Annotated in this window: 25 protein-coding genes; 3 read left to right on the top strand and 22 right to left on the bottom strand. The window is 40.1% G+C overall.

Annotated elements, in window-relative coordinates; genetic code table 11:
• Positions 1-977: 977 nt before the first annotated feature.
• The 18 genes from rplQ to ACJJVZ_RS04895 form a co-directional block, all read right to left on the bottom strand.
• On the bottom strand, positions 978-1,379 hold the full coding sequence (gene rplQ, locus ACJJVZ_RS04980; RefSeq protein WP_008168098.1) for a 50S ribosomal protein L17: 402 nt from the start codon (positions 1,377-1,379) through the stop codon (positions 978-980).
• A gap of 39 nt (positions 1,380-1,418) precedes the next feature.
• Positions 1,419-2,405 (bottom strand): DNA-directed RNA polymerase subunit alpha, encoded by a 987-nt coding sequence (locus ACJJVZ_RS04975; RefSeq protein WP_008168100.1) that lies wholly within the window; start codon positions 2,403-2,405, stop codon positions 1,419-1,421.
• Between the two features lie 24 nt (positions 2,406-2,429).
• Positions 2,430-3,050, bottom strand: coding sequence for a 30S ribosomal protein S4 (gene rpsD / locus ACJJVZ_RS04970; protein WP_002959461.1), 621 nt, complete (start codon positions 3,048-3,050; stop codon positions 2,430-2,432).
• Positions 3,051-3,071: 21 nt separating this feature from the next.
• Positions 3,072-3,458, bottom strand: a complete 387-nt coding sequence (gene rpsK, locus ACJJVZ_RS04965; RefSeq protein WP_002959471.1) for a 30S ribosomal protein S11 — start codon at positions 3,456-3,458, stop codon at positions 3,072-3,074.
• A 12-nt stretch (positions 3,459-3,470) separates the two neighbouring features.
• Positions 3,471-3,827, bottom strand: a complete 357-nt coding sequence (gene rpsM / locus ACJJVZ_RS04960) for a 30S ribosomal protein S13 (protein WP_002959473.1) — start codon at positions 3,825-3,827, stop codon at positions 3,471-3,473.
• A 125-nt stretch (positions 3,828-3,952) separates the two neighbouring features.
• On the bottom strand, positions 3,953-4,066 hold the full coding sequence (rpmJ, locus tag ACJJVZ_RS04955; RefSeq protein WP_002959476.1) for a 50S ribosomal protein L36: 114 nt from the start codon (positions 4,064-4,066) through the stop codon (positions 3,953-3,955).
• Positions 4,067-4,088: 22 nt separating this feature from the next.
• Positions 4,089-5,417, bottom strand: a complete 1,329-nt coding sequence (gene secY / locus ACJJVZ_RS04950) for a preprotein translocase subunit SecY (protein WP_405598633.1) — start codon at positions 5,415-5,417, stop codon at positions 4,089-4,091.
• 10 nt (positions 5,418-5,427) lie between these two features.
• Positions 5,428-5,862, bottom strand: coding sequence for a 50S ribosomal protein L15 (gene rplO, locus ACJJVZ_RS04945; RefSeq protein WP_002959480.1), 435 nt, complete (start codon positions 5,860-5,862; stop codon positions 5,428-5,430).
• 4 nt (positions 5,863-5,866) lie between these two features.
• Positions 5,867-6,049: a 50S ribosomal protein L30 gene (gene rpmD, locus ACJJVZ_RS04940; protein ID WP_002959482.1), complete on the bottom strand. Its 183-nt coding sequence runs from the start codon at positions 6,047-6,049 to the stop codon at positions 5,867-5,869.
• Positions 6,050-6,051: 2 nt separating this feature from the next.
• On the bottom strand, positions 6,052-6,558 hold the full coding sequence (rpsE, locus tag ACJJVZ_RS04935; RefSeq protein ID WP_002959485.1) for a 30S ribosomal protein S5: 507 nt from the start codon (positions 6,556-6,558) through the stop codon (positions 6,052-6,054).
• A 9-nt stretch (positions 6,559-6,567) separates the two neighbouring features.
• On the bottom strand, positions 6,568-6,918 hold the full coding sequence (gene rplR, locus ACJJVZ_RS04930; protein WP_002959486.1) for a 50S ribosomal protein L18: 351 nt from the start codon (positions 6,916-6,918) through the stop codon (positions 6,568-6,570).
• Positions 6,919-6,927: 9 nt separating this feature from the next.
• The gene (gene rplF / locus ACJJVZ_RS04925; RefSeq protein ID WP_007376463.1) at positions 6,928-7,461 is read right to left on the bottom strand and encodes a 50S ribosomal protein L6; all 534 of its coding nucleotides are present in this window, start codon (positions 7,459-7,461) and stop codon (positions 6,928-6,930) included.
• 13 nt (positions 7,462-7,474) lie between these two features.
• The gene (rpsH, locus tag ACJJVZ_RS04920; protein ID WP_007376462.1) at positions 7,475-7,867 is read right to left on the bottom strand and encodes a 30S ribosomal protein S8; all 393 of its coding nucleotides are present in this window, start codon (positions 7,865-7,867) and stop codon (positions 7,475-7,477) included.
• 21 nt (positions 7,868-7,888) lie between these two features.
• Entirely contained in the window at positions 7,889-8,194 is a 306-nt protein-coding gene (rpsN, locus tag ACJJVZ_RS04915; RefSeq protein WP_077536305.1) for a 30S ribosomal protein S14, read from the bottom strand.
• A 10-nt stretch (positions 8,195-8,204) separates the two neighbouring features.
• Complete coding sequence (gene rplE, locus ACJJVZ_RS04910) at positions 8,205-8,744, bottom strand: 50S ribosomal protein L5 (RefSeq protein WP_077536307.1); 540 nt, start codon at positions 8,742-8,744, stop codon at positions 8,205-8,207.
• A gap of 16 nt (positions 8,745-8,760) precedes the next feature.
• Positions 8,761-9,075 (bottom strand): 50S ribosomal protein L24, encoded by a 315-nt coding sequence (gene rplX / locus ACJJVZ_RS04905; RefSeq protein WP_002959496.1) that lies wholly within the window; start codon positions 9,073-9,075, stop codon positions 8,761-8,763.
• A gap of 10 nt (positions 9,076-9,085) precedes the next feature.
• Positions 9,086-9,454 (bottom strand): 50S ribosomal protein L14, encoded by a 369-nt coding sequence (gene rplN / locus ACJJVZ_RS04900; protein ID WP_002959498.1) that lies wholly within the window; start codon positions 9,452-9,454, stop codon positions 9,086-9,088.
• Positions 9,455-9,726: 272 nt separating this feature from the next.
• Positions 9,727-11,697, bottom strand: coding sequence for an AsmA family protein (locus ACJJVZ_RS04895; protein WP_405598625.1), 1,971 nt, complete (start codon positions 11,695-11,697; stop codon positions 9,727-9,729).
• A gap of 321 nt (positions 11,698-12,018) precedes the next feature.
• On the opposite strand from ACJJVZ_RS04895, the gene ACJJVZ_RS04890 reads away from it, so the two are divergent.
• Positions 12,019-13,182, top strand: a complete 1,164-nt coding sequence (locus tag ACJJVZ_RS04890) for a hypothetical protein (RefSeq protein ID WP_193156508.1) — start codon at positions 12,019-12,021, stop codon at positions 13,180-13,182.
• Positions 13,183-13,458: 276 nt separating this feature from the next.
• Entirely contained in the window at positions 13,459-14,136 is a 678-nt protein-coding gene (locus tag ACJJVZ_RS04885) for a TorF family putative porin (protein WP_405598623.1), read from the top strand.
• A 60-nt stretch (positions 14,137-14,196) separates the two neighbouring features.
• On the opposite strand, the gene ACJJVZ_RS04880 is transcribed toward ACJJVZ_RS04885, so the two are convergent.
• From ACJJVZ_RS04880 to ACJJVZ_RS04865, 4 genes are all read right to left on the bottom strand, one after another.
• Positions 14,197-14,520 (bottom strand): Bor/Iss family lipoprotein, encoded by a 324-nt coding sequence (locus ACJJVZ_RS04880; protein ID WP_405598621.1) that lies wholly within the window; start codon positions 14,518-14,520, stop codon positions 14,197-14,199.
• Positions 14,517-14,828: a Bor family protein gene (locus tag ACJJVZ_RS04875; protein ID WP_342863270.1), complete on the bottom strand. Its 312-nt coding sequence runs from the start codon at positions 14,826-14,828 to the stop codon at positions 14,517-14,519. Before ACJJVZ_RS04875 ends, ACJJVZ_RS04880 begins: the two co-directional genes overlap by 4 nt.
• A 261-nt stretch (positions 14,829-15,089) precedes the next feature.
• Positions 15,090-18,665, bottom strand: coding sequence for an ABC transporter permease/M1 family aminopeptidase (locus tag ACJJVZ_RS04870; protein WP_405598619.1), 3,576 nt, complete (start codon positions 18,663-18,665; stop codon positions 15,090-15,092).
• Between the two features lie 11 nt (positions 18,666-18,676).
• Positions 18,677-19,555 (bottom strand): ABC transporter ATP-binding protein, encoded by an 879-nt coding sequence (locus ACJJVZ_RS04865; protein ID WP_405598617.1) that lies wholly within the window; start codon positions 19,553-19,555, stop codon positions 18,677-18,679.
• Positions 19,556-19,732: 177 nt separating this feature from the next.
• Between ACJJVZ_RS04865 and ACJJVZ_RS04860 the strand changes: the two genes are divergently transcribed.
• Positions 19,733-20,410 carry a nitroreductase family protein gene (locus ACJJVZ_RS04860; protein WP_405598615.1) on the top strand — a complete coding sequence of 226 codons (678 nt, stop codon included), beginning with the start codon at positions 19,733-19,735 and terminating at the stop codon, positions 20,408-20,410.
• Positions 20,411-20,438: the final 28 nt, after the last annotated feature.

Raw genomic sequence — 20,438 nt, 5'->3', positions numbered from 1 at the left:
ACGCTTTCCTATTTTTTTGTCAACACTTAATTTTGGTAAACGTTATATTTATCAACACTAAGTTTTACTTAACACCCTGAGTAGTTTGGGTCTCGCTAGGCGTTGACCTTTCCCGTCTCAGTGGGGTCGCATTATAGGGAGATCCGAAAACAGATCAACCCTTTTTTGAAGAAAACTTGAAATAATGTGCTGTTCGCTGAGTATTTGAGCTAAACGGTCAAAAACAACACTAAACAGTATGTCTTTACAAGTTTATATAGCTAGTTAATGTAAAAACGAGTATTAAAAGCCATGATCACCCTTTCGAAATGGGATCCATTCGAATCCTATTCATTAATAAATGATCTATACCGCTACACAAAATTCAAATTGCTCCTTTATAAGGAGTAACAATTAGATAAGGCAAATACAAAGACCATTCCTGAATTGACTTGCTATGTTTTACGTGAAATTAGTACGGTTAAAAAATGGAACTATTTAAGTCTGTGGCCGTTGAGGCTTAATAGAAAGTATAAGATGTTAAATATCAGCTAAATTTAATGTTTACTCATTTATTTATTATGAAGCCAATTCAATTAGCCATCTTGAATTTAAAAGAGCTATTAGGATAGTTAACCTGAACTCTAGATAATAAATCTATCTCAAGCAGCTATTTTTAGCCCTTACTACATTGAATTTACTAACAATAGCCCCGCTATTGATGCGTAAATTCGCCTTGTTTTCACTGAAAATCTCTGGCTAGCGAAAAGTAAATTAAAATATCATTATGATTTAATATATTAGTTAATATCTTAACCAAAGCTCAGGTTAGTTAATAAACCACTCTTGATGAAAGATATCGCTGATAAAAGTTTTAAATGAATCCACATAAGCTTATAAAGTAGGAGCTTTAGGAAGAAATATTCTGTTGGGGGGACTTAATAAATTTTAGACAAGAAAAAGCCGAGCATTGCTCGGCTTTTAGGTTTCTTTAAGACTTACTCTGCAGACTGTGCGTCTTCTTGAACTGCTTCGCTAGTCGCTGGGCGACCAACTAGTTCAATATAAGCCATTGGTGCATTATCACCAGTACGGAAGCCACACTTAAGAATACGAGTGTAACCACCTGGACGATCCGCGTTACGAGGACCGATTTCACTGAATAATTTACCAACAACTTCTTTATCACGCGTGCGAGCAAACGCTAAACGGCGATTTGCTACACTGTCAGTCTTAGCCAGTGTGATTAAAGGTTCAATTACACGACGTAACTCTTTCGCTTTAGGCAAAGTAGTTTTGATGATTTCATGTTTCACCAAAGAACCTGCCATATTGCTAAACATCGCTTTACGATGGCTACTGTTACGGTTTAATTGACGACCACTCTTACGATGGCGCATGACCCTATCCTTCTAACTAAACTAATATAGTGATTTAGATTATTCAGCTAAACTTGCAGGTGGCCAATTTTCTAGGCGCATGCCCAGAGAAAGACCACGTGAAGCTAGCACGTCTTTAATTTCAGTTAGAGACTTCTTACCTAGATTAGGCGTTTTAAGAAGCTCAACTTCAGTGCGCTGAACTAAATCACCGATATATTGAATTTGCTCGGCTTTCAAGCAGTTTGCTGAGCGTACTGTTAGCTCAAGATCATCAACTGGACGAAGTAGAATAGGATCGAATTCTGGCTTCTCTTCTTTCTCTTCTGGCTCAGTTACATCACGTAAATCTACGAATGCATCTAATTGCTCAGCTAAGATAGTAGACGCACGGCGGATCGCTTCTTCTGGATCTAAAGTGCCGTTTGTTTCCATATCAATAATTAACTTGTCTAAATCTGTACGTTGCTCAACACGGGCTGATTCAACCGAGTACGCAATACGTTCAACTGGACTAAATGATGCATCAAGCAACAATCTACCAATTGGACGCTCATCGTCATCAGAGGATAAACGACTAGATGCCGGCACATAACCACGACCACGTTCAACACGAATTCGCATGCTGATCTCGCTGTTATTTGTTGTTAAATTACAAATAACGTGATCTGGATTAGCAATTGTTACATCGCCATCGTGCTGAATATCAGACGCAGTAACAGGACCTACACCAGATTTAGTCAGGGTCAGAAAAACTTCATCTTTGCCTTCTAACGTTACTGCTAAACCTTTTAGGTTTAATAGTATTTCAATGATGTCTTCTTGTACGCCTTCTTTCGCGCTGTACTCATGCAATACACCGTCGATTTCAACTTCAGTTACTGCACATCCAGGCATAGATGAAAGCAATATACGGCGTAAGGCATTACCCAGAGTATGACCGAAGCCACGCTCTAATGGTTCTAAAACTATTTTAGAACGCGTTGGGTTGATAGCGTCGATGTCGACTAACCTTGGTTTTAGAAATTCTGTTACAGAACCCTGCATTTTATCCTCTCTTAACTCTTAACTTTACTTAGAGTAAAGTTCGACGATTAGTTGTTCATTGATGTCCGCAGACAAATCTGAACGCTCAGGTAGACGCTTAAAGCTGCCTTCCAGTTTCTTACCGTCAACTTCAACCCAAGTCGGCTTTTCACGTTGCTCAGCCAACTCTAGAGCAGCGATGATACGTGCTTGTGTTTTAGACTTCTCACGGATTACAACAGTATCTTCTGGAGTAATTACGTATGAAGGAATATTCACAACACGACCATTAACTAAAATCGCTTTATGGCTTACTAACTGACGTGCTTCAGCACGTGTGCTAGCAAAACCCATGCGATATACAACATTGTCTAAACGTTGCTCTAATAGCTGTAACAAGTTTTCACCTGTATTGCCTTTAAGGCGAGCAGCTTCTTTGTAATAGTTACGGAATTGCTTTTCTAATACACCGTAGATACGACGTACTTTTTGCTTTTCACGTAATTGTAAACCGTAATCAGATAAGCGACCTTTACGAGCGCCGTGCTGACCAGGTGCAGTCTCAAGTTTACACTTAGAGTCGATAGCTCTTACGCCGCTCTTAAGGAACAGGTCAGTACCTTCACGACGACTCAGCTTGAGCTTAGGGCCCAAATATCTTGCCATGTTATTTCTCCTAACCTATTGTTAAACGCGACGTTTCTTCGGTGGACGACAACCATTATGTGGTATTGGCGTCACGTCAGTAATGTTGGTAATACGGTAACCAGCAGCATTCAAAGCACGTACAGCAGATTCACGACCTGGACCTGGACCTTTGATGAAAACTTCTAGATTTTTTAAACCGTATTCTTGAGCAGCAGTACCTGCACGCTCTGCAGCAACCTGAGCAGCAAATGGTGTAGATTTACGTGAACCACGGAAACCTGAACCACCGGCAGTAGCCCATGATAGTGCATTACCTTGACGGTCGGTAATCGTTACAATAGTGTTGTTGAAAGACGCATGAACATGAGCCATACCATCAGCAACTTGTTTTTTAACCTTTTTACGACGAATTGGTGTCTTAGCCATAATACTATCCCCTTATCGCTTAATAGGCTTACGAGGACCCTTACGGGTGCGCGCGTTAGTCTTAGTTCTTTGACCACGTAGTGGTAAAGAGCGACGGTGACGTAGGCCACGATAACAACCAAGATCCATAAGGCGCTTGATATTTAAAGTAACTTCACGACGAAGATCACCTTCAACAGTGTACTTGCCAACTGCATCACGCAGTACGTCAAGAATTTCGTCTGAAAGTTCACCGATTTTTGTGGTCTCGGCGATACCAGTCGCTTCTAAGATAGCCTTAGAGCGAGTCTTACCTATGCCATAAATAGCTGTTAAACCAATAACTGCATGTTTATGATCAGGGACGTTAATGCCAGCAATACGGGCCACTAACACATCTCCTATATTCGAATTTGGTAATCATAAGTTTGAAAAGCCCGTAAGGATACTCAAACGAAGACCAAATTACTACTAAAAACACAGGCCGAGAAAACTCAGCCTGCACGACTGTTTACTTAGCCTTGCCTTTGCTTATGCTTAGGCTCACTGCAAATTACGCGTACTACACCAGCACGTTTAATAACTTTACAGTTACGGCATATTTTCTTAACGGAAGCACGTACTTTCATTGCTCAACTCCGTAAACTGACCTTATCGACCGTAGCCTTTAAGGTTCGCTTTTTTCAGCACAGAATCATACTGATGAGACATCAGGTGAGTCTGTACTTGTGCCATAAAGTCCATGATTACAACAACGATAATCAAAATTGATGTACCGCCGAAATAGAATGGCGTTTGCCATGCCATAGTCATGAATTCGGGCACCAGACAGATAAAGGTTATATACAAAGCACCTGCCAATGTCAGGCGTGTCATCACTTTATCAATGTATTTAGATGTCTGCTCACCTGGACGAATACCTGGGATAAATGCGCCAGATTTCTTAAGGTTATCTGCTGTTTCACGTGGGTTAAACACCAACGCTGTGTAGAAAAAGCAGAAGAAGATTATAGCCGCAGCTAAAACAAGTGAGTACAACGGTTGACCTGGGGTCAACGTAGTAGCAACAGCTTGTAATACATCAGCGACCGGACCTTCACCTTGGCCGAACCAGCTAGCAATTGTACCAGGGAACAGAATTATACTGCTAGCGAAGATTGGTGGAATAACACCCGCCATGTTTACTTTTAGTGGTAAATGCGTGCTTTGAGCAGCAAATACTTGACGACCTTGTTGGCGTTTAGCGTAGTTTACAACAATACGACGTTGTCCACGTTCAAAAAACACTACAAGATAAGTAACAGCGAATACAATTACCGCAACCATCAACAGTACAAAAACATTCAAATCACCTTGGCGCGCCATTTCGACTGTCGAACCAATAGCAGACGGCAAGTTAGCTACAATACCAACAAATATTAGAACTGAGATACCGTTACCGATACCGCGTTCTGTTATTTGTTCACCCAACCACATAAGGAACATAGTACCAGTTACTAAACTCACCACAGCGGTGAAATAGAAACCAAGACCTGGGTTAACAACTAACCCCTCCATCATGCCCGGTAAGCTAGAAGCAATACCGATTGATTGAATAGTAGCTAGCACAAGCGTGCCATAGCGTGTGTACTGGCTAATTTTTTTACGCCCTTGCTCACCTTCTTTCTTAAGCTCTATAAACGGAGGATACATATGCGTTAATAGTTGCGTAATAATCGAAGCCGAGATATACGGCATAATACCCAGTGCTAACACTGAAGCTCGCTCAAGTGCACCACCACTGAACATGTTGAACATTTCAACAATGGTGCCCTTTTGTTGCTCGAAGAAATCGGCAAGTACAGCGGCGTCAATCCCAGGGATCGGCACAAATGAACCTAGACGGTAAATTATGATAGCACCCAATACGAAGAGTAATCGGCGCTTCAATTCCGAAAGTCCACTTTGTGCACTTTGTGTATCTTGACCTGGTTTAGCCATTAGTACTTCCTTAGTCTTCTACCTTGCCTCCGGCAGCTTCAATAGCTTCGCGTGCACCTTTAGAGGCTTTAAGGCCTTTTACAGTAACAGCGCGTGAAACTTCGCCAGATTTAACAACTTTAACGAAAAGAACGTTCTTTTTAACTAGACCAGCTGCTTGTAACGCGCTTAGGTCTACCACATCGCCTTCTACTTTAGCGATTTCAAAAAGGTTTATTTCTGCAGATACTAAAGATTTGCGAGAAGTGAAACCAAATTTAGGTAGACGACGTTGCATAGGCATTTGACCGCCTTCAAAACCAACGCGTACTTTACCGCCAGAACGTGACTTTTGACCTTTGTGACCACGACCACCAGTCTTACCTAGACCAGAACCGATACCACGACCAACACGTTTTGGAGCAGTTTTTGAACCTGCAGCAGGTGAAAGTGTATTCAAATGCATGAAATTAACCCTCTACCTTAACCATGTAAGAAACCTTGTTTATCATACCACGTACACATGCTGTGTCTTCTAACTCAACAGTGTGGTTGATACGACGTAAACCAAGACCGCGTAATGTAGCTTTATGTTTCGGTAAACGACCGATAGAGCTTTTTACTTGTGTTACTTTTACAGTTTGATTTGCCATGGTTACCCCAGTATTTCGTCTACGCGAAGGCCACGTTTTGCAGCGATTGACTGTGGAGAATTCATATTCTCAAGAGCCGAAATCGTTGCACGTACTACGTTGATTGGGTTAGTAGAACCGTAACATTTAGAAAGTACGTTCTGAACACCAGTCACTTCTAGTACTGCACGCATAGCGCCACCTGCGATGATACCAGTACCTTCAGAGGCTGGTTTCATGAACACTAGTGAGCCAGCATGACGTCCCTTAACAGGATGCTGTAATGTATTGCCATTTAGGTCTACATTGATCATGTTGCGACGTGCTTTTTCCATTGCTTTTTGAATAGCAGCTGGAACTTCACGTGCTTTACCATAACCAAAACCTACTTTACCTGCGCCGTCACCAACTACAGTTAGTGCAGTAAAGCTAAAGATACGACCACCTTTAACTACTTTAGACACACGGTTTACCGCGATTAGCTTTTCAGCTAGATCAGGCTGTTGTTGCTTTGCTTCTACGTTAGCCATTGTCTACTCCTAGAATTGCAAACCGGCTTCACGCGCAGCATCAGCTAGCGCCTTCACACGGCCGTGATATTTAAAGCCACTGCGATCAAAAGCAATCTTTTCGATGCCTTTGTCAGCCGCACGTTCAGCAACCGCTTTGCCAACTGCTTGCGCAGCTTCAACGTTACCGGTGCCTTTAACTGTTTCGCTAATAGCCTTTTCAACAGTAGAAGCAGCAGCCAGTACATTACCCTCAGCATTTACAACTTGAGCGTAGATGTGACGTGGCGTGCGGTGGATAACAAGACGCGTTGTGCCTTGTTCAATATAATTTCTACGAGTGCGTTTAGCACGACGTAGACGAGCTGTTTTTTTATCCATCGTCTTACCTTACTTCTTCTTAGCCTCTTTACGGCGTACATTCTCATCTGAATAACGAACACCCTTACCTTTATAAGGCTCAGGTTTACGGTATGCACGAATGTTAGCAGCTGTTTGACCAACTAACTGCTTATCTACGCCCTTAACTAGAACTTCTGTTTGGCTTGGAGTTTCAATCGTAATTCCCTCAGGAACCGCGAAATTAACTGGGTGTGAGAAGCCAAGTGTTAAGTCTAAAACTTTACCCTTAGCTGCAGCACGGTAACCCACGCCTACTAACTGAAGTTTCTTCTCGTAACCTTCATGCGTACCAACAACCATGTTGTTGATTAGAGCACGAGCAGTACCTGCTTGAGCCCATGCATTAGCTACGCCATCACGAGGTAAAGTAGTAATAACGTTGTCGTTAACTTGTACTTCAACAGCATTGTTGATAGTACGAGTAAGTTCACCGTTTTTGCCTTTAACTGTGATTTCCTGGCCTTTTAATGTAACTTCTACACCGGCAGGAACAGTAATTGGTGCCTTTGCTATGCGAGACATAGTTCCCCTCCGATTAAGCTACAAAACCAATGATTTCACCACCAACACCAGCACTACGTGCTGTGCGGTCTGTCATTAGGCCTTTAGAAGTTGATACGATAGCGATACCAAGACCACCCATTACCTTAGGTAATTGGTCACGTTTCTTATAGATACGTAGACCAGGGCGACTTACACGCTGGATATTTTCAATTACAGCTTTGCCTTCGAAGTACTTCAACTCGATAGAAAGCTCAGGTTTCGCTTCGCTGTTAACAGCGAAATCTACGATATAACCTTCGTCTTTTAGTACTTTAGCTAATGCTACTTTCAGCTTTGAAGTTGGCATCGTTACAGATACTTTCTTCGCTGATTGACCGTTACGGATACGTGTAAACAAATCCGCGATAGGATCTTGCAAGCTCATAGTCTTACTCCCATGATTCTATTACCAGCTAGCCTTTTTAAGGCCAGGAATTTCACCGCGCATAGCTGCTTCGCGAACTTTAATACGGCTCATGCCGAATTTGCGAAGGTAACCATGTGGGCGGCCCGTAATGTTACAACGATTACGTTGACGTACAGGGCTAGAATCACGAGGTAAAGCTTGTAGCTTAAGAACCGCGTCCCAACGATCATCTTCAGATGAATTAACATCTGCGATGATAGCTTTTAGTGCTGTACGCTTTTCAGCGAATTGAGCAACTAGTTTTGTGCGCTTTGCTTCGCGCGCTTTCATAGAATTCTTTGCCATAACCCTACCCTTATTTCTTAAATGGGAAGTTAAACGCTTCTAACAACGCACGGCCTTCCTCATCAGATTTCGCAGAAGTAGTGATAGTAATATCCATACCGCGTACACGGTCTACTTTATCGTAATCGATTTCTGGGAAGATGATTTGTTCACGTACGCCCATGCTGTAGTTACCACGTCCATCAAAAGACTTAGCACTTACGCCACGGAAGTCACGAATACGTGGGATAGCGATTGATACCAAACGCTCAAAAAAGTCCCACATACGCTCGCCGCGTAGGGTTACTTTACAACCAATCGGGTAGCCTTCACGCACTTTAAAGCCAGCAACAGATTTGCGTGCTTTAGTGATTAAAGGTTTCTGACCAGAGATTGCTGCTAAATCCGCTACTGCGTGATCTAAAATCTTCTTGTCAGCTAGGGCTTCGCCCACGCCCATATTCAATGTGATCTTTTCGATCTGAGGGACTTGCATGACAGAGCTGAAGCCAAACTTCTCTTGAAGTTCAGTTACTACTTTGTCTTTGTATACTTCATGCAGTTTCGCCATCATTCTACTCCAACTATTAGATAGTTTTACCAGTAGATTTAAAGATACGTAATTTCTTACCATCTTCAATCTTGAAACCTACACGATCTGCTTTACTCGTTTCCGAGTTGAAGATCGCAACGTTTGATGCATCCATAGATGCTTCTTTCTCAACAATACCGCCAGCTTGGTTCAATTGTGGAACCGGCTTTTGGTGTTTCTTGATCAAGTTTATGCCTTCGACAAAGATTCGACCAGATTCAGTAACAACTGAAAGCACTTTTCCGCGCTTACCTTTGTCTTTACCTGCTAGTACGATTACTTCGTCATCACGACGTATTTTTGCTGCCATGATTGGCTCCTTACAGTACTTCTGGGGCTAGTGAAACGATTTTCATGAACTTATCATTACGAAGTTCGCGAGTCACAGGGCCGAAAATACGTGTACCAATTGGCTGTAAGTTATCATTTAAGATAACAGCAGCGTTGCTGTCAAAACGGATCAAAGAACCATCTGGACGGCGAACACCTTTTCTGGTACGCACAACTACCGCGTTTTTAACATCACCTTTCTTCACTTTACCGCGAGGAATAGCTTCTTTAACAGAAACTTTAATGATGTCGCCAATCGCTGCGTAGCGACGGTGTGAACCACCAAGGACTTTTATACACTGCACTTTGCGAGCGCCGCTGTTATCAGCAACTTCCAGCTGAGTTTGCATTTGGATCATGTTAATGACCTCCGGTGTAGTAATTACAACGTGTCTTAAATTTGTTTAAAATCAAGACATTTCGATTAAATCCCACTCAAAAACAAACGAGTTGTCTCTTAAGGGCGGGCAATTGTACCAGCATTGAAGGAGTAGCGATAGGTTATTTTTTAATTAATTTAGAGTGGGAGATAATTAAACTTGAGCAATTACGGCTATGTAACTATTTTACAGATGGTTACAAAACAAACAAGACACCTCTAAGGTGCCTTGTTTGTTTAAATCAAAGTAAATTAACCAAATAAACCTTTTAATTTATCTTTAATTTTTTCTTTCGCCTTCTTTTTAGCTTTTTCTTTTGCTTCATCGACTTTTTGTTTGGCTTCATCCTTAAGCACATTACTTACATCAAGCTTTATGCTTACATCGTGAAAAGGCCCTTTTATTCGAAGTGGTATTTTAAACCCAGTACTGTCGTCGGTAGTACCTTGTCCTTCGATTGAGCTAACAATGCCGGTTACTAAGCGATAATTTACTGTTGTTTCAGGTAAATTAACATCACCTTCACCAGATATTCTAATTAACGGGCTAATTAGTGATAGATCAGTATTTCTCCCAACGCCGTTGGTAAAGTTAAAGCTACCCGATAATGCTGAGAAATCTGTTTGCTCTGATTCTTCAAATCCGCTATCAAGCCCTTCAGATGCAGCACCAAAGTTGCCTGAAATAAGCTCCTTACCTTTACGAACCATCTCAGCTATATTCGCACCTTTTACAGCTCCGTCAGCAAACTCAAATCCAAGCTTTCCGTTAAGCGCACCAATAAATGATTTTTGACTTTGACCTGTTGTATTTAGGTTCCAATTTAAAGACCCCTTACCCATCAGTTTGTCAAAACCTGTCGCATCCGTTAATAAAGGCTGTGCATCTATGTCTGCCAAGTCAAAATTAGTTGATATTTTATAAGGTACTTGTTGTGCGTTTACATTGATAACGCCTTTACCTGACCCCTCATAAGCAGAAAAGCTATCTAGACTTAGTTTTACAATGCTATTTTTTAAGGCGACAGTAAATTGATTAGCATCGAGCTTAATATCGTTGGCTTTTAATCCACTTGAACGAATAACTACATCCGCATCTAGTGAATTTAATGCACTTAAATCAATTTTACTGTCATCCCATACTATTGGTTCTGCAGGTTTATCATTTTGCTCTACTGGCTCTTCTTGTTTTGCTACTGCTTCAGGTAGGTACGGGTTTAAATCAAGCATACCTAAATCAATATCAGCATTTATAGCTAAACGTTTGCCTAGATTGAGCTCGCTCTTACCTTTTATTTCCAATGCGTCTAACGTCGCGACTAAGTCTTCTAAATTAAATTTCTCACCTACTAGGTGCATTTTACCGTTTACACTAAATGCGTTAAAAGCATTGTCTTTAGCGTCTAACTCTACACCTTGCCATTTCGCAATACTTTTAACAGACTCACCGTTCAGTGCTAGTTGACCTTTAATATCTTGCCCTTGCTTAGCTATACTTCCTTTGAACGTTAAATCAACTAAACGAGAATCTAAACTTTGCTCAACATTAAAAGTTGCACCTTCAATTGCTTTAGCAGGAGTATCTAGTTTTATATCAAGCTCAAAGCGCTCCTGCATATAAGTAATACCTCCTTTTACTTCTAATGTTTTACGAAGTGAAGGAAGTAAAATAGCGAGTTCTAAATCGCTAATTTGTTGCTTAGCACCTGTTTGACCATCTAGGTAAGTAAAGGTGCCGCCATAAATAGCAACCTCACCTAGCTCAATATCAAAGTTATCTGGAAGCTTTATCGCTTCACCTGATTGGCTTTGCTCTTTAGGTTGCTCTGCAACTGCATCAAACAACTGCCAATTAGCTTTACCATTTTTGTCGGTTTCTAATAGGATATTTGGTTCGTTTATAACAAACTTATCTAGTTTAAACTCACCACCAAATAATGAAAACCAAGGTATATGTACAGCAAGCTGTTTCATACTCGCCATGTCGGCGCGCGAACCTGATTCCATATTTGCAAAATGCACATCGTTAAGTTCTAACTTTAGGGCAGGAAACACACTGAGAGTTTTATCACCTTTAATAGTAAGAGTGCGCCCAGTAGTTTGTTCTACCTGCTGCGATACTTTATTAAAAATGGTATCGGTAGGAATTAAAAAAGGTGCTGCAACAATTAATGCAATACATAATAATAGTATTACACCAATAATTTTAAGTAAGGTTTTCATGATCGTCCTTTAAAACGTGCAAATAATATTCTTATCATAGCGACTGTTAGCTTTAAAAGCATTGTGAAGTTAAAAAAACTCATTATTAGTAATTAAATCATTTCGAAATGAATATGCACTGAAATATCTCAGCTGAAAGCCTATTTATATTAGATGGCAATGAATAATATACATCGATAATTCAATATTTATTGCTTGAAAAACATCATGATTTAACTACTTCAATTAAGAGGGGGAAGGACAGTGCTGTTGTTATTGATGTAATTGCGCTAAAATAGACCAGCAAAAAATTATATATCTAATCCGGAGATTCTACAAGGCATGAAAAAACTGCTAATTTCACCGTCAAAAATGACACTAGGCGAACAAGAAAATAACATCTATCAGAACATTCTGAAGCAATCTTCAGAGTTAAGCCTTAACCTTATGGCCGTGAAAGTAGAAAACCACCCTGATGATTTTTTACCTTGGTGTTACGAACTATTAAGCGCAAGCAGAGATCGTATGAACTACGATTTACTAGAGCCACAACAGTTGCCTGTACTTAAAAAGCTTCATGATCAGCTCATTTCAGCGATCAGCTTTTTACAAGTTAAAACGTTGCGTATTGCACCGTGGCCTGTAGTTAGTGTATTTGTTGAACAACACAAAGACGTTATTGCACTTGATGAACAACTTCGTTTAGTTAGCTATATTAAGAGTATTCGCGAACAATCACTTAAAGATATGATCCCTGAAGACTTACTTGCGTTTAGCGGTAAGCATATGGCATCACTTGATCCAAGTACTTATAACTTTGACGTTGAATGGTTTGCATCAACGAAAAGTGCAAAAAGTTTTCATCAGATGCTTGCCGATCTACCGGGTGCTTTTGATGACGCACTTGCAAATATCCCACTTGAAGGTGACATCACTCAATATGAGTATCAACAATTTGTTGCTGCTTATTCAAAAGTATTCACAGATAATGGTGAAAAACCAACGCTTGCACCTGCAACTCGTTTGCTAGCAATGCGTCGTCCAGATTTATTTACTCCAATCACTAATAATCGATTAGATGCATTATGTGGTGCTCTTGGTGTTCCTAAACTTAAAAATAGTGATTTTGAGCGCTACTGGCAAGATATTGTTAAAGGTATTCAAGCTATGTCATGGTACAAAATGGCTAGCGCAAGCAACGAATTAGAAGAACAACTGGTTGCTATTAAAGCACTAATACCATGTTTCTTTTACTACGCTGATGATAAAACACCAGATAGTTCTAATTACATAAAACTATTGAGTAAGCCTAAGCGCAGCACAACTACGACAGGTAAGACTCAACGTAGAGGTAAAGAATCGGCTGAAATATTAGTAGACCGTGCACTTGCTGCTGATGATATCCCTGAGCATATTCGCAGTAAACGTGACTCTATAATAAATGAAGTACAAAAAGGTCGCGGCGTTAACGAAACTATTAGTCTAATGCGCACTATTTTTGGCTAAAAAACCTTTTCTAGCTGTACTTTAATAGTGCAGCTAGGTTAGTTTATGCACCAGCAGCGTGCGACAGAAAATCAAAATACTTCCTTGTAAAAACATCATTCCATCATAAGCAATTGTTTTAATAGTATTAATTTTATTTAAAAATAATTAAAACGAGACTGGCACATACAGTGCTATTACCTTCCCAGTTAAATAATAAAAATGCATCCAGTTAAAAGGTCAAAGCAACACATAATAAAACCTTGGTATGCAAAAATCATATAGCGGGAATGAAACATGCTAAAACTACACAAAACAATACTCTTCAGTGCACTGGCGTTTACAGGCATAGCATCAACAACGACATTTGCAGAGGTCACTGCAAATGCAGCAGCAACCTCTAACTACTTATGGCGTGGTCAAGAGCAAACAGGAGGCGACGCTGCTATTTCTGGCGGAATTGATTGCGCTAACGAATCTGGCTTTTATGCCGGTACATGGGCATCAAATGCCTCTTGGGCTGATGAAATGACCTACGAGCTCGACTTATATGCAGGCTTTGGTGGCGCAATCAATGAAAGCGTTAGCTATGATATTGGTTATATTTACTATGCCTACCCTGATGCTGCTTCAGAAGCTGACGCAAATTTCTCTGAGATTTACGGGAGTATCAGTGTAGAAGGTTTCACTTTTGGTGCTTCGGTATTAGCAACTTCAGCTGCTAGTGGTGATGGCTCCGACTTTGGTGATTCACTTTATTTAACAGCAGACTATGGATTCGCTATTGGTAGTAATGGAACTGAAGTAGCGCTGCATTTGGGGCATTACTCAGGCGACTTTATTGGTGATGACAACATCATCGATTACGGCGTTTCAATCTCTAAGGATGGCTTCACTTTTGGCCTATCTGATAATGATATCGATAGCTCAGATTTAAAAGCTTACGTTGCCTACTCTGTAGACTTTAGCCTATAAAAAGAATGTGTTACTTGCTGCAACACAAAGGGCCGCAAGGCCCTTTTCTCGTTTATTACGTTATTTAAATGGCACTTTAGTACAGCTCACTTCAACTGTTTTAGGATACCAAGCAGGACCCACTTGATTAACAGCTAATTCAGCTAAACCATTGGTAAAGGATTTATACGTATGAACACTTTGCCATTCACCTTGTGGGCAATGAGTACTTAAATCTAACGGCTTAGATCCTTCATATAATGCAAGAGCAAAGTTATGATGCCATTGTGAACTCTCTTGAGCCTTATTGCTCACGTTGTCTTGTACGCCATTATCAAAGTAAATGTTCGTACATCCCGTTAATATAATTAACGTACAACTTGTTATAAGTAGCTTAATACTCATAATGCCTCTCCCACTATTTCATCTTGGCACCATACTTTAATAGTGTGAGGTGCATATATACCGAGCGTAATTAGGCTAAGTGCTCCGTCGCTAAAGGTCTGTTGCGACTGCATTTGCGTCACTGATTTATCTACACATACTTTTTTCACATCAACGCGTTCTTCTCCAACCAACCCCCATAAAAAGAACGGTCGGCTATCTTCATAACTCGCTTTGCTTGTTATTTTAGCTGCTTGCTGTGGCTGAATCGTCACCGCCGAGCAAGCAGTTAAACTTAGTATTAAAACGCTTATCATTAGCTGTTTCATGCTTATCTCTTGTTGTTTACTCTCAATGACAACAGTGTACAAAATAACTAGAGTTAAGTTCGTAAGAAGGTGTGGGGAAAATGTAGCGGTTCATACAAAAATTTATACAATTTTCTACAAAGTTTAGGATGAGGGCTGCTTACTAAATGAGTTTATATATAGTAGAAATAACTTTACTGTTAGCTATCAATAACCTCTTTTAATAGCTATAAAAATGCCAGTCAGTAAAACGACTGGCATTTTTTATACTGCACTTAAAAACTAAAGTGCTTTAATATTATCGCCACTTTTCTTATCAATTAATTTAATAAAAGGGTCAACACCAGCAAATTTAGGTAACTCTGTTACCTTTAATATAATAGTATTTTCACCTGTTTTTATCTCGTGTTTTTGCATGTAGATCACCGTATTTTCACTATGTATCTCATTCGGATCTGCACTAAATAAAGCAATATCTATCATTTGCGCTAGCGGTACATCTTCTTCATTTCCTTCACCATCTGCATGTTTTTTTGCTGCAGAAATTGTTAGCGTAATAATATGTTCGCCATCAACAGATTCAGCCTCTTGCACATTAATATCACTGAGTTTTAGCTCATATAATGTAATAGCATTAAACTGATCTTCAATAAATATTTGCTCTTGCTCACTCGCCTCTCGTTTTAAATAAGTAATAAAGTCTAACGTGGTTGGATAACGTTCTTGCGCATATTGGTAATCTTGTAAAAACGCTCGTAAAACTGTATTTAAACGTTGTTCACCCAGTAAATCATGGATGGCCATCATAACTACAGACCCTTTGTTATAGTGGATGTATTGCTGCCCTACTGTACGTGCAAGAGTACGCTCATCATAAGACTCAGTTGTGCGCCCAAACAAGTAGCGATCAAGTTCATACTTTAAAAACTTACGCAGGTTATTTTCACCATACTTTTCTTTCATCACCATAATTGCTGAATATTGCGATAACATTTCAGACAAAATATTAGAGCCTTCGACGTTTGCGCCAATCACTTGGTGCGCCCACCATTGGTGTGCTAACTCATGCGAGGTAACATAGTAAGGAAAGTTAATGTTATCAGAGTCACGCGTATCGGTAATGAAGCCCATATTTTCAGAGAACGGTACTGTATTAGCAAAACTCTGCGCAAAGCTACGATAACGAGGGAACTCAATAATACGCATTTGCTTATGCTGATAAGGACCAAACTCTTTAGAGAAGTAATCTAAAGAATCTTTAGTCGATTGAATCATTGCATCTACATTCCAAGCATGATCTTTGTGATGGTAAACCTCAATATTTACACCATTGTGCAGCTCTTTTTTCACCTCAAGCTCCATTGAGAGCAAAGTGTAAAAATGCAACATAGGCGCATCCATTTCGTATACAAAAGTAGTACGGCCATCTATAGTACTTTGTGATTGCAAGTAACCTGGAACCATCGCAATTTGCGACTCATCGGTGGTAATAGTGGCAGCAAAACTGACATAATTATCCGCAAACAAAGGTTGGTTATAATATTGCGTTTCTTCAATTTTATTACCGCGTTTTAACTCTGGTAAACCTCTTTGACGACGCTCATTTTTATCTTGTATTTGCTTACCAAAGGAATAACCAAAACTAGGGAACAGTGCCGTGTTGTCAATAAAAGTACCGTTATACACAAGTCGCTCATCGCTTCCTCTATCTTCAAACCCTTCGGTATAACGCTCTACGCTCATTGTAATTTCACGGCTTTCGTTTGGTTGCATGGGTTTAGTAAACTCTAACCAAGCATGACGATACTGCTCGTTTAACTCCCCAAGTTGCGCGCCATTCACCTCAACACTCCATTTATGAGTATGATCAGGCTTATTTACTAATATTCGTGTAATCGGTTGTTGCGATTTATTCTCTATCTGCATTACCACAGTAGCTGTAATACGACGTTCTTTAGGGTAGATATCAGCAGTAACAACAACATCTGTTGGAATAGGTAAAGCCGCATCTACAAACTGACCAAACTCACGCTCATACTGCTCTTGTAAGTCTTCATACTGTTCACTGGTTATAAATTGATTGAGAACCGTTGTGTTGTAGTAAATAAAACTTCCTACACCACCAAAAATAAGGGTACCACATACAATAACCGCTTTACCTGAATTGCCTAGCTGATAGCCTAACAACTGAACGCGTGCTTTTAAATTTTGCCCAGCACCACGAGGCCAAAGCGCATAGCTAAGTGCAGCAATAATCATACTAAAACCTAACCAGTATAAATTATACCAATGCACCGCAGTTAAAAAGTGGCCATAACCATTAATATCTGAATAAGGCGCCTCTGGCGTGCCACCTATTACAAACATATTATGCTCAAAACCATAGTTACTCATCACCAAAGTAGCGATAAAGTACAGTACATATAATCCCATACCTACGTATTTATTTGGGCTAATTACTTGTAGTAAAAAGGCAAAACCACCTTGGAAGATCAGCCCGAGTACAAATAAATAACCGAGTCTAATTACATATTGTGCAATATCAAAGTTCGCCATGCCCATCATCATTTGATAAAACAATGTCACCACGGAGCCAAATGCGCATAACAATAATAAAACAGCACTCAGCGCTACATATTTAGAGCCCCAGAACACCCAATTCGCAACAGGGTACGCATCAATAATATCGGCCATTCGTGATTCACGATCATGCCATACAAGTTCACCACAATAGTAAACAAGTACTATCATCATCAATATACCAAAGCTACCTTGAATAAGCTCAACCATTCTAAATGTGACTGGCCAAACATTAGTTCCGTATGGACCCATTGAGCCTACCAACGCTGGAATTAATGTCGCTAAAGATAAAATAAGTAAAATACCAAACGAATAGCTTTTTATAACTTGTTTGACTTCAAAAACAGTACGCGTTAAAAATTGCCACCACGCATTATTTCCCGTCGCTTTTGCCGTTATATTAAACTTAAGTGCAGCTGCAAAATTAGTATTATTATTTTTACTCGCCTTGCCTTTCACTTTTTGCTTTTGAGCCAAGTGATGAGATGTATTGAGTGCTGTAATTGCCAATGCTAGTAAGGCAACACCGACCCAAATTAACCTATTATGTAATAACTGATCAGTTAACGTAATTTCCATTACATTACGCTCTGCTATTGTCCAGTATTCCATCTGCATTCTCATTGCCGACATACCAAACATATCTAGGTAAGCTGAGATTTCACGATATTGGATATCAGAGAAAATATTAGATCCAACCAGATAGCTAATAAGTAGGGCAACAGCAACTAGATAGAGCGTTACCATGCTACGAAAGCGCATTGCCACAGCATTAATGAGCGATGAGACAACAAACAAAGAAGGAACTGCAATATAAAAGAAAGGCACTAAATAATAACTTAGTTGGTTTTCACCTATCATTTCACTGTCTAACCAACCCATTAAGCTACCAAAACCACTGCCAACCCACACACCCAACATAGTGCTTGAAAACACTAATAGCGTGACTAAATAAGCCCCAATGAATCGACCAGCTCTATACTGAGCGATGTTTAGTGGCTTACTCAGTACCAATTCATTGAGCTTACTCACGTCATCACGAATAGCTGAGCTTCCAACAAAGTTGACCACTAAAAAAATAGCAAACACCGACATAATCGCAATAACTTGCAAAATTGCGTAAGGAGAATTTATATTTACATTGCTGCTTCCCCCTATTTGCACCGAGTCAGAAACCGATGCCATAAAAGTAAGAAAAAACAAAATAAGTGACGTGATATAGAAAGAGGGCTGACGCATAAAATAGCGCAGCTCAAATTGCATCATTTTAAACAACATAATCAGTATCCTTATGCTGCTTTATTGCGGTGTTGGTGCAATGTTGAAAAATAGACGTCTTCTAAATCAGCAGGCTTAGACTCAAACCCTTCTGGCGCATCGTCAGCAAACACACTGAGTAATGTTTTGCCTGCAAACAAACGCTTCGCTATTACCGGTAATGATTGTTCCAGCTCTGCAGCTTCTGCTTGGCTCATCGCTTTGTGCCATATTTTTCCCTGCAGCGTGTTAGTCAACTCAATTGGGTTGCCTTCAAGTAAAATTTGGCCACTTGCTAACACGGCCATATTTGGGCAAAGCTCAGACACATCTTCAACTATATGCGTTGATAAAATCACCACTTTACTTTCGCCTAAACCAACCAATAAGTTATGAAAGCGATTGCGCTCTTCAGGATCTAGACCTGCTGTTGGCTCATCTACAATTAGTAAATCAGGATCGCCTAATAAAGCTTGTGCAATACCAAAACGTTGGCGCATACCGCCCGAGAAACCACTCACCGCATTTTTTCGATGATCATATAAATTGGTTTGTGCTAACAACCCTTCAACGGCCTCTTTACGTTCAGCCTTATTACTTAAACCTTTCAAAATCGCCATATGATCAAGTAAATCATAAGCACTAACACGCTGATAAACACCAAAGTCTTGTGGTAAATAACCTAAACGCTCACGTAAGCTTTTAGGTTGTGTTAGCACATCAATACCATCAAATACAACGCTGCCACTATCGGCTGATTGCAGTGTAGCGATCGTTCGCATTAATGAAGATTTCCCCGCACCATTAGGGCCCAGTAAACCAAACATCCCTTTAGGAATAGTTAAATTAACACCTTGTAATGCATGAACGCCATTATCGTAGGTTTTTGATAACCCTTTTATTGATAGCATTTTTACTTCCTTTAATTTTAATAATTATTTTTTCTAGTCTGTTATATCACAAGAAAAATAGGAACATTAGTTACTTATCAGTAAAGTTTGTAACAAAAGATAAACACTAATAAGACTTGCATGAGCTATATTCACTCGGTATAAAAACTACACACTATTTATAAGAAGCGAAAAGCCATGCAAAAACATCAAAGCCAACCACTGAACGATTTTATAGAATACCCTCACGGTGAAATGCTAAAACGTGCTAACGAGTTTTTACAAACCAGCCAACGCCGCCATAGTATTCGTAGTTTTAGCGATCGCCCTGTCCCCAAAGATATTATTGAAACCTGCATTAAAGCTGCGGGCACGGCACCAAGTGGTGCAAATCATCAACCGTGGCATTTTGTGGCAATAAACAGCAGTGATATTAAAAAACAAATAAGAGAAGCGGCCGAAAAACTAGAGCGCTCTTTTTATGAAGGACGGGCAGGTGAAGAATGGTTAGAGGCATTAAAGCCACTGGGAACCGATGCCAATAAACCTTATTTAGAGCATGCGCCTTGGCTTATTGCGGTATTTAGTCAAAAAAAGGGCGGCGTAAGCAGTGATGATAAAAACACTAATTACTACGTGCATGAATCAGTTGGCCTTGCTACCGGCTTTTTAATTCAAGCTCTGCACAGAGCTGGCCTTGCTACATTGACTCATACGCCAAAGCCAATGAGCTTTTTAACCGATATTTGTGGCCGAGATAAAGATAACGAACGCCCGTATATGCTGCTTATTGCAGGTTACCCAAGTGAGAATGCAACCATACCTGCTCACGCGCTCGATAAAAAATCTATCGATGAGATCGCAACCTTTATTTAACCTGAGCTCTGGTTAAGAGATTTCCAGT

Source organism: Pseudoalteromonas sp. Ld19, from assembly GCF_045064135.1.
In the GTDB taxonomy this organism is placed as follows: domain Bacteria; phylum Pseudomonadota; class Gammaproteobacteria; order Enterobacterales; family Alteromonadaceae; genus Pseudoalteromonas; species Pseudoalteromonas aliena.
The sequence above is the reverse complement of the archived record's forward strand: the minus strand, read 5'-3'. Positions and strand labels throughout refer to the sequence as shown.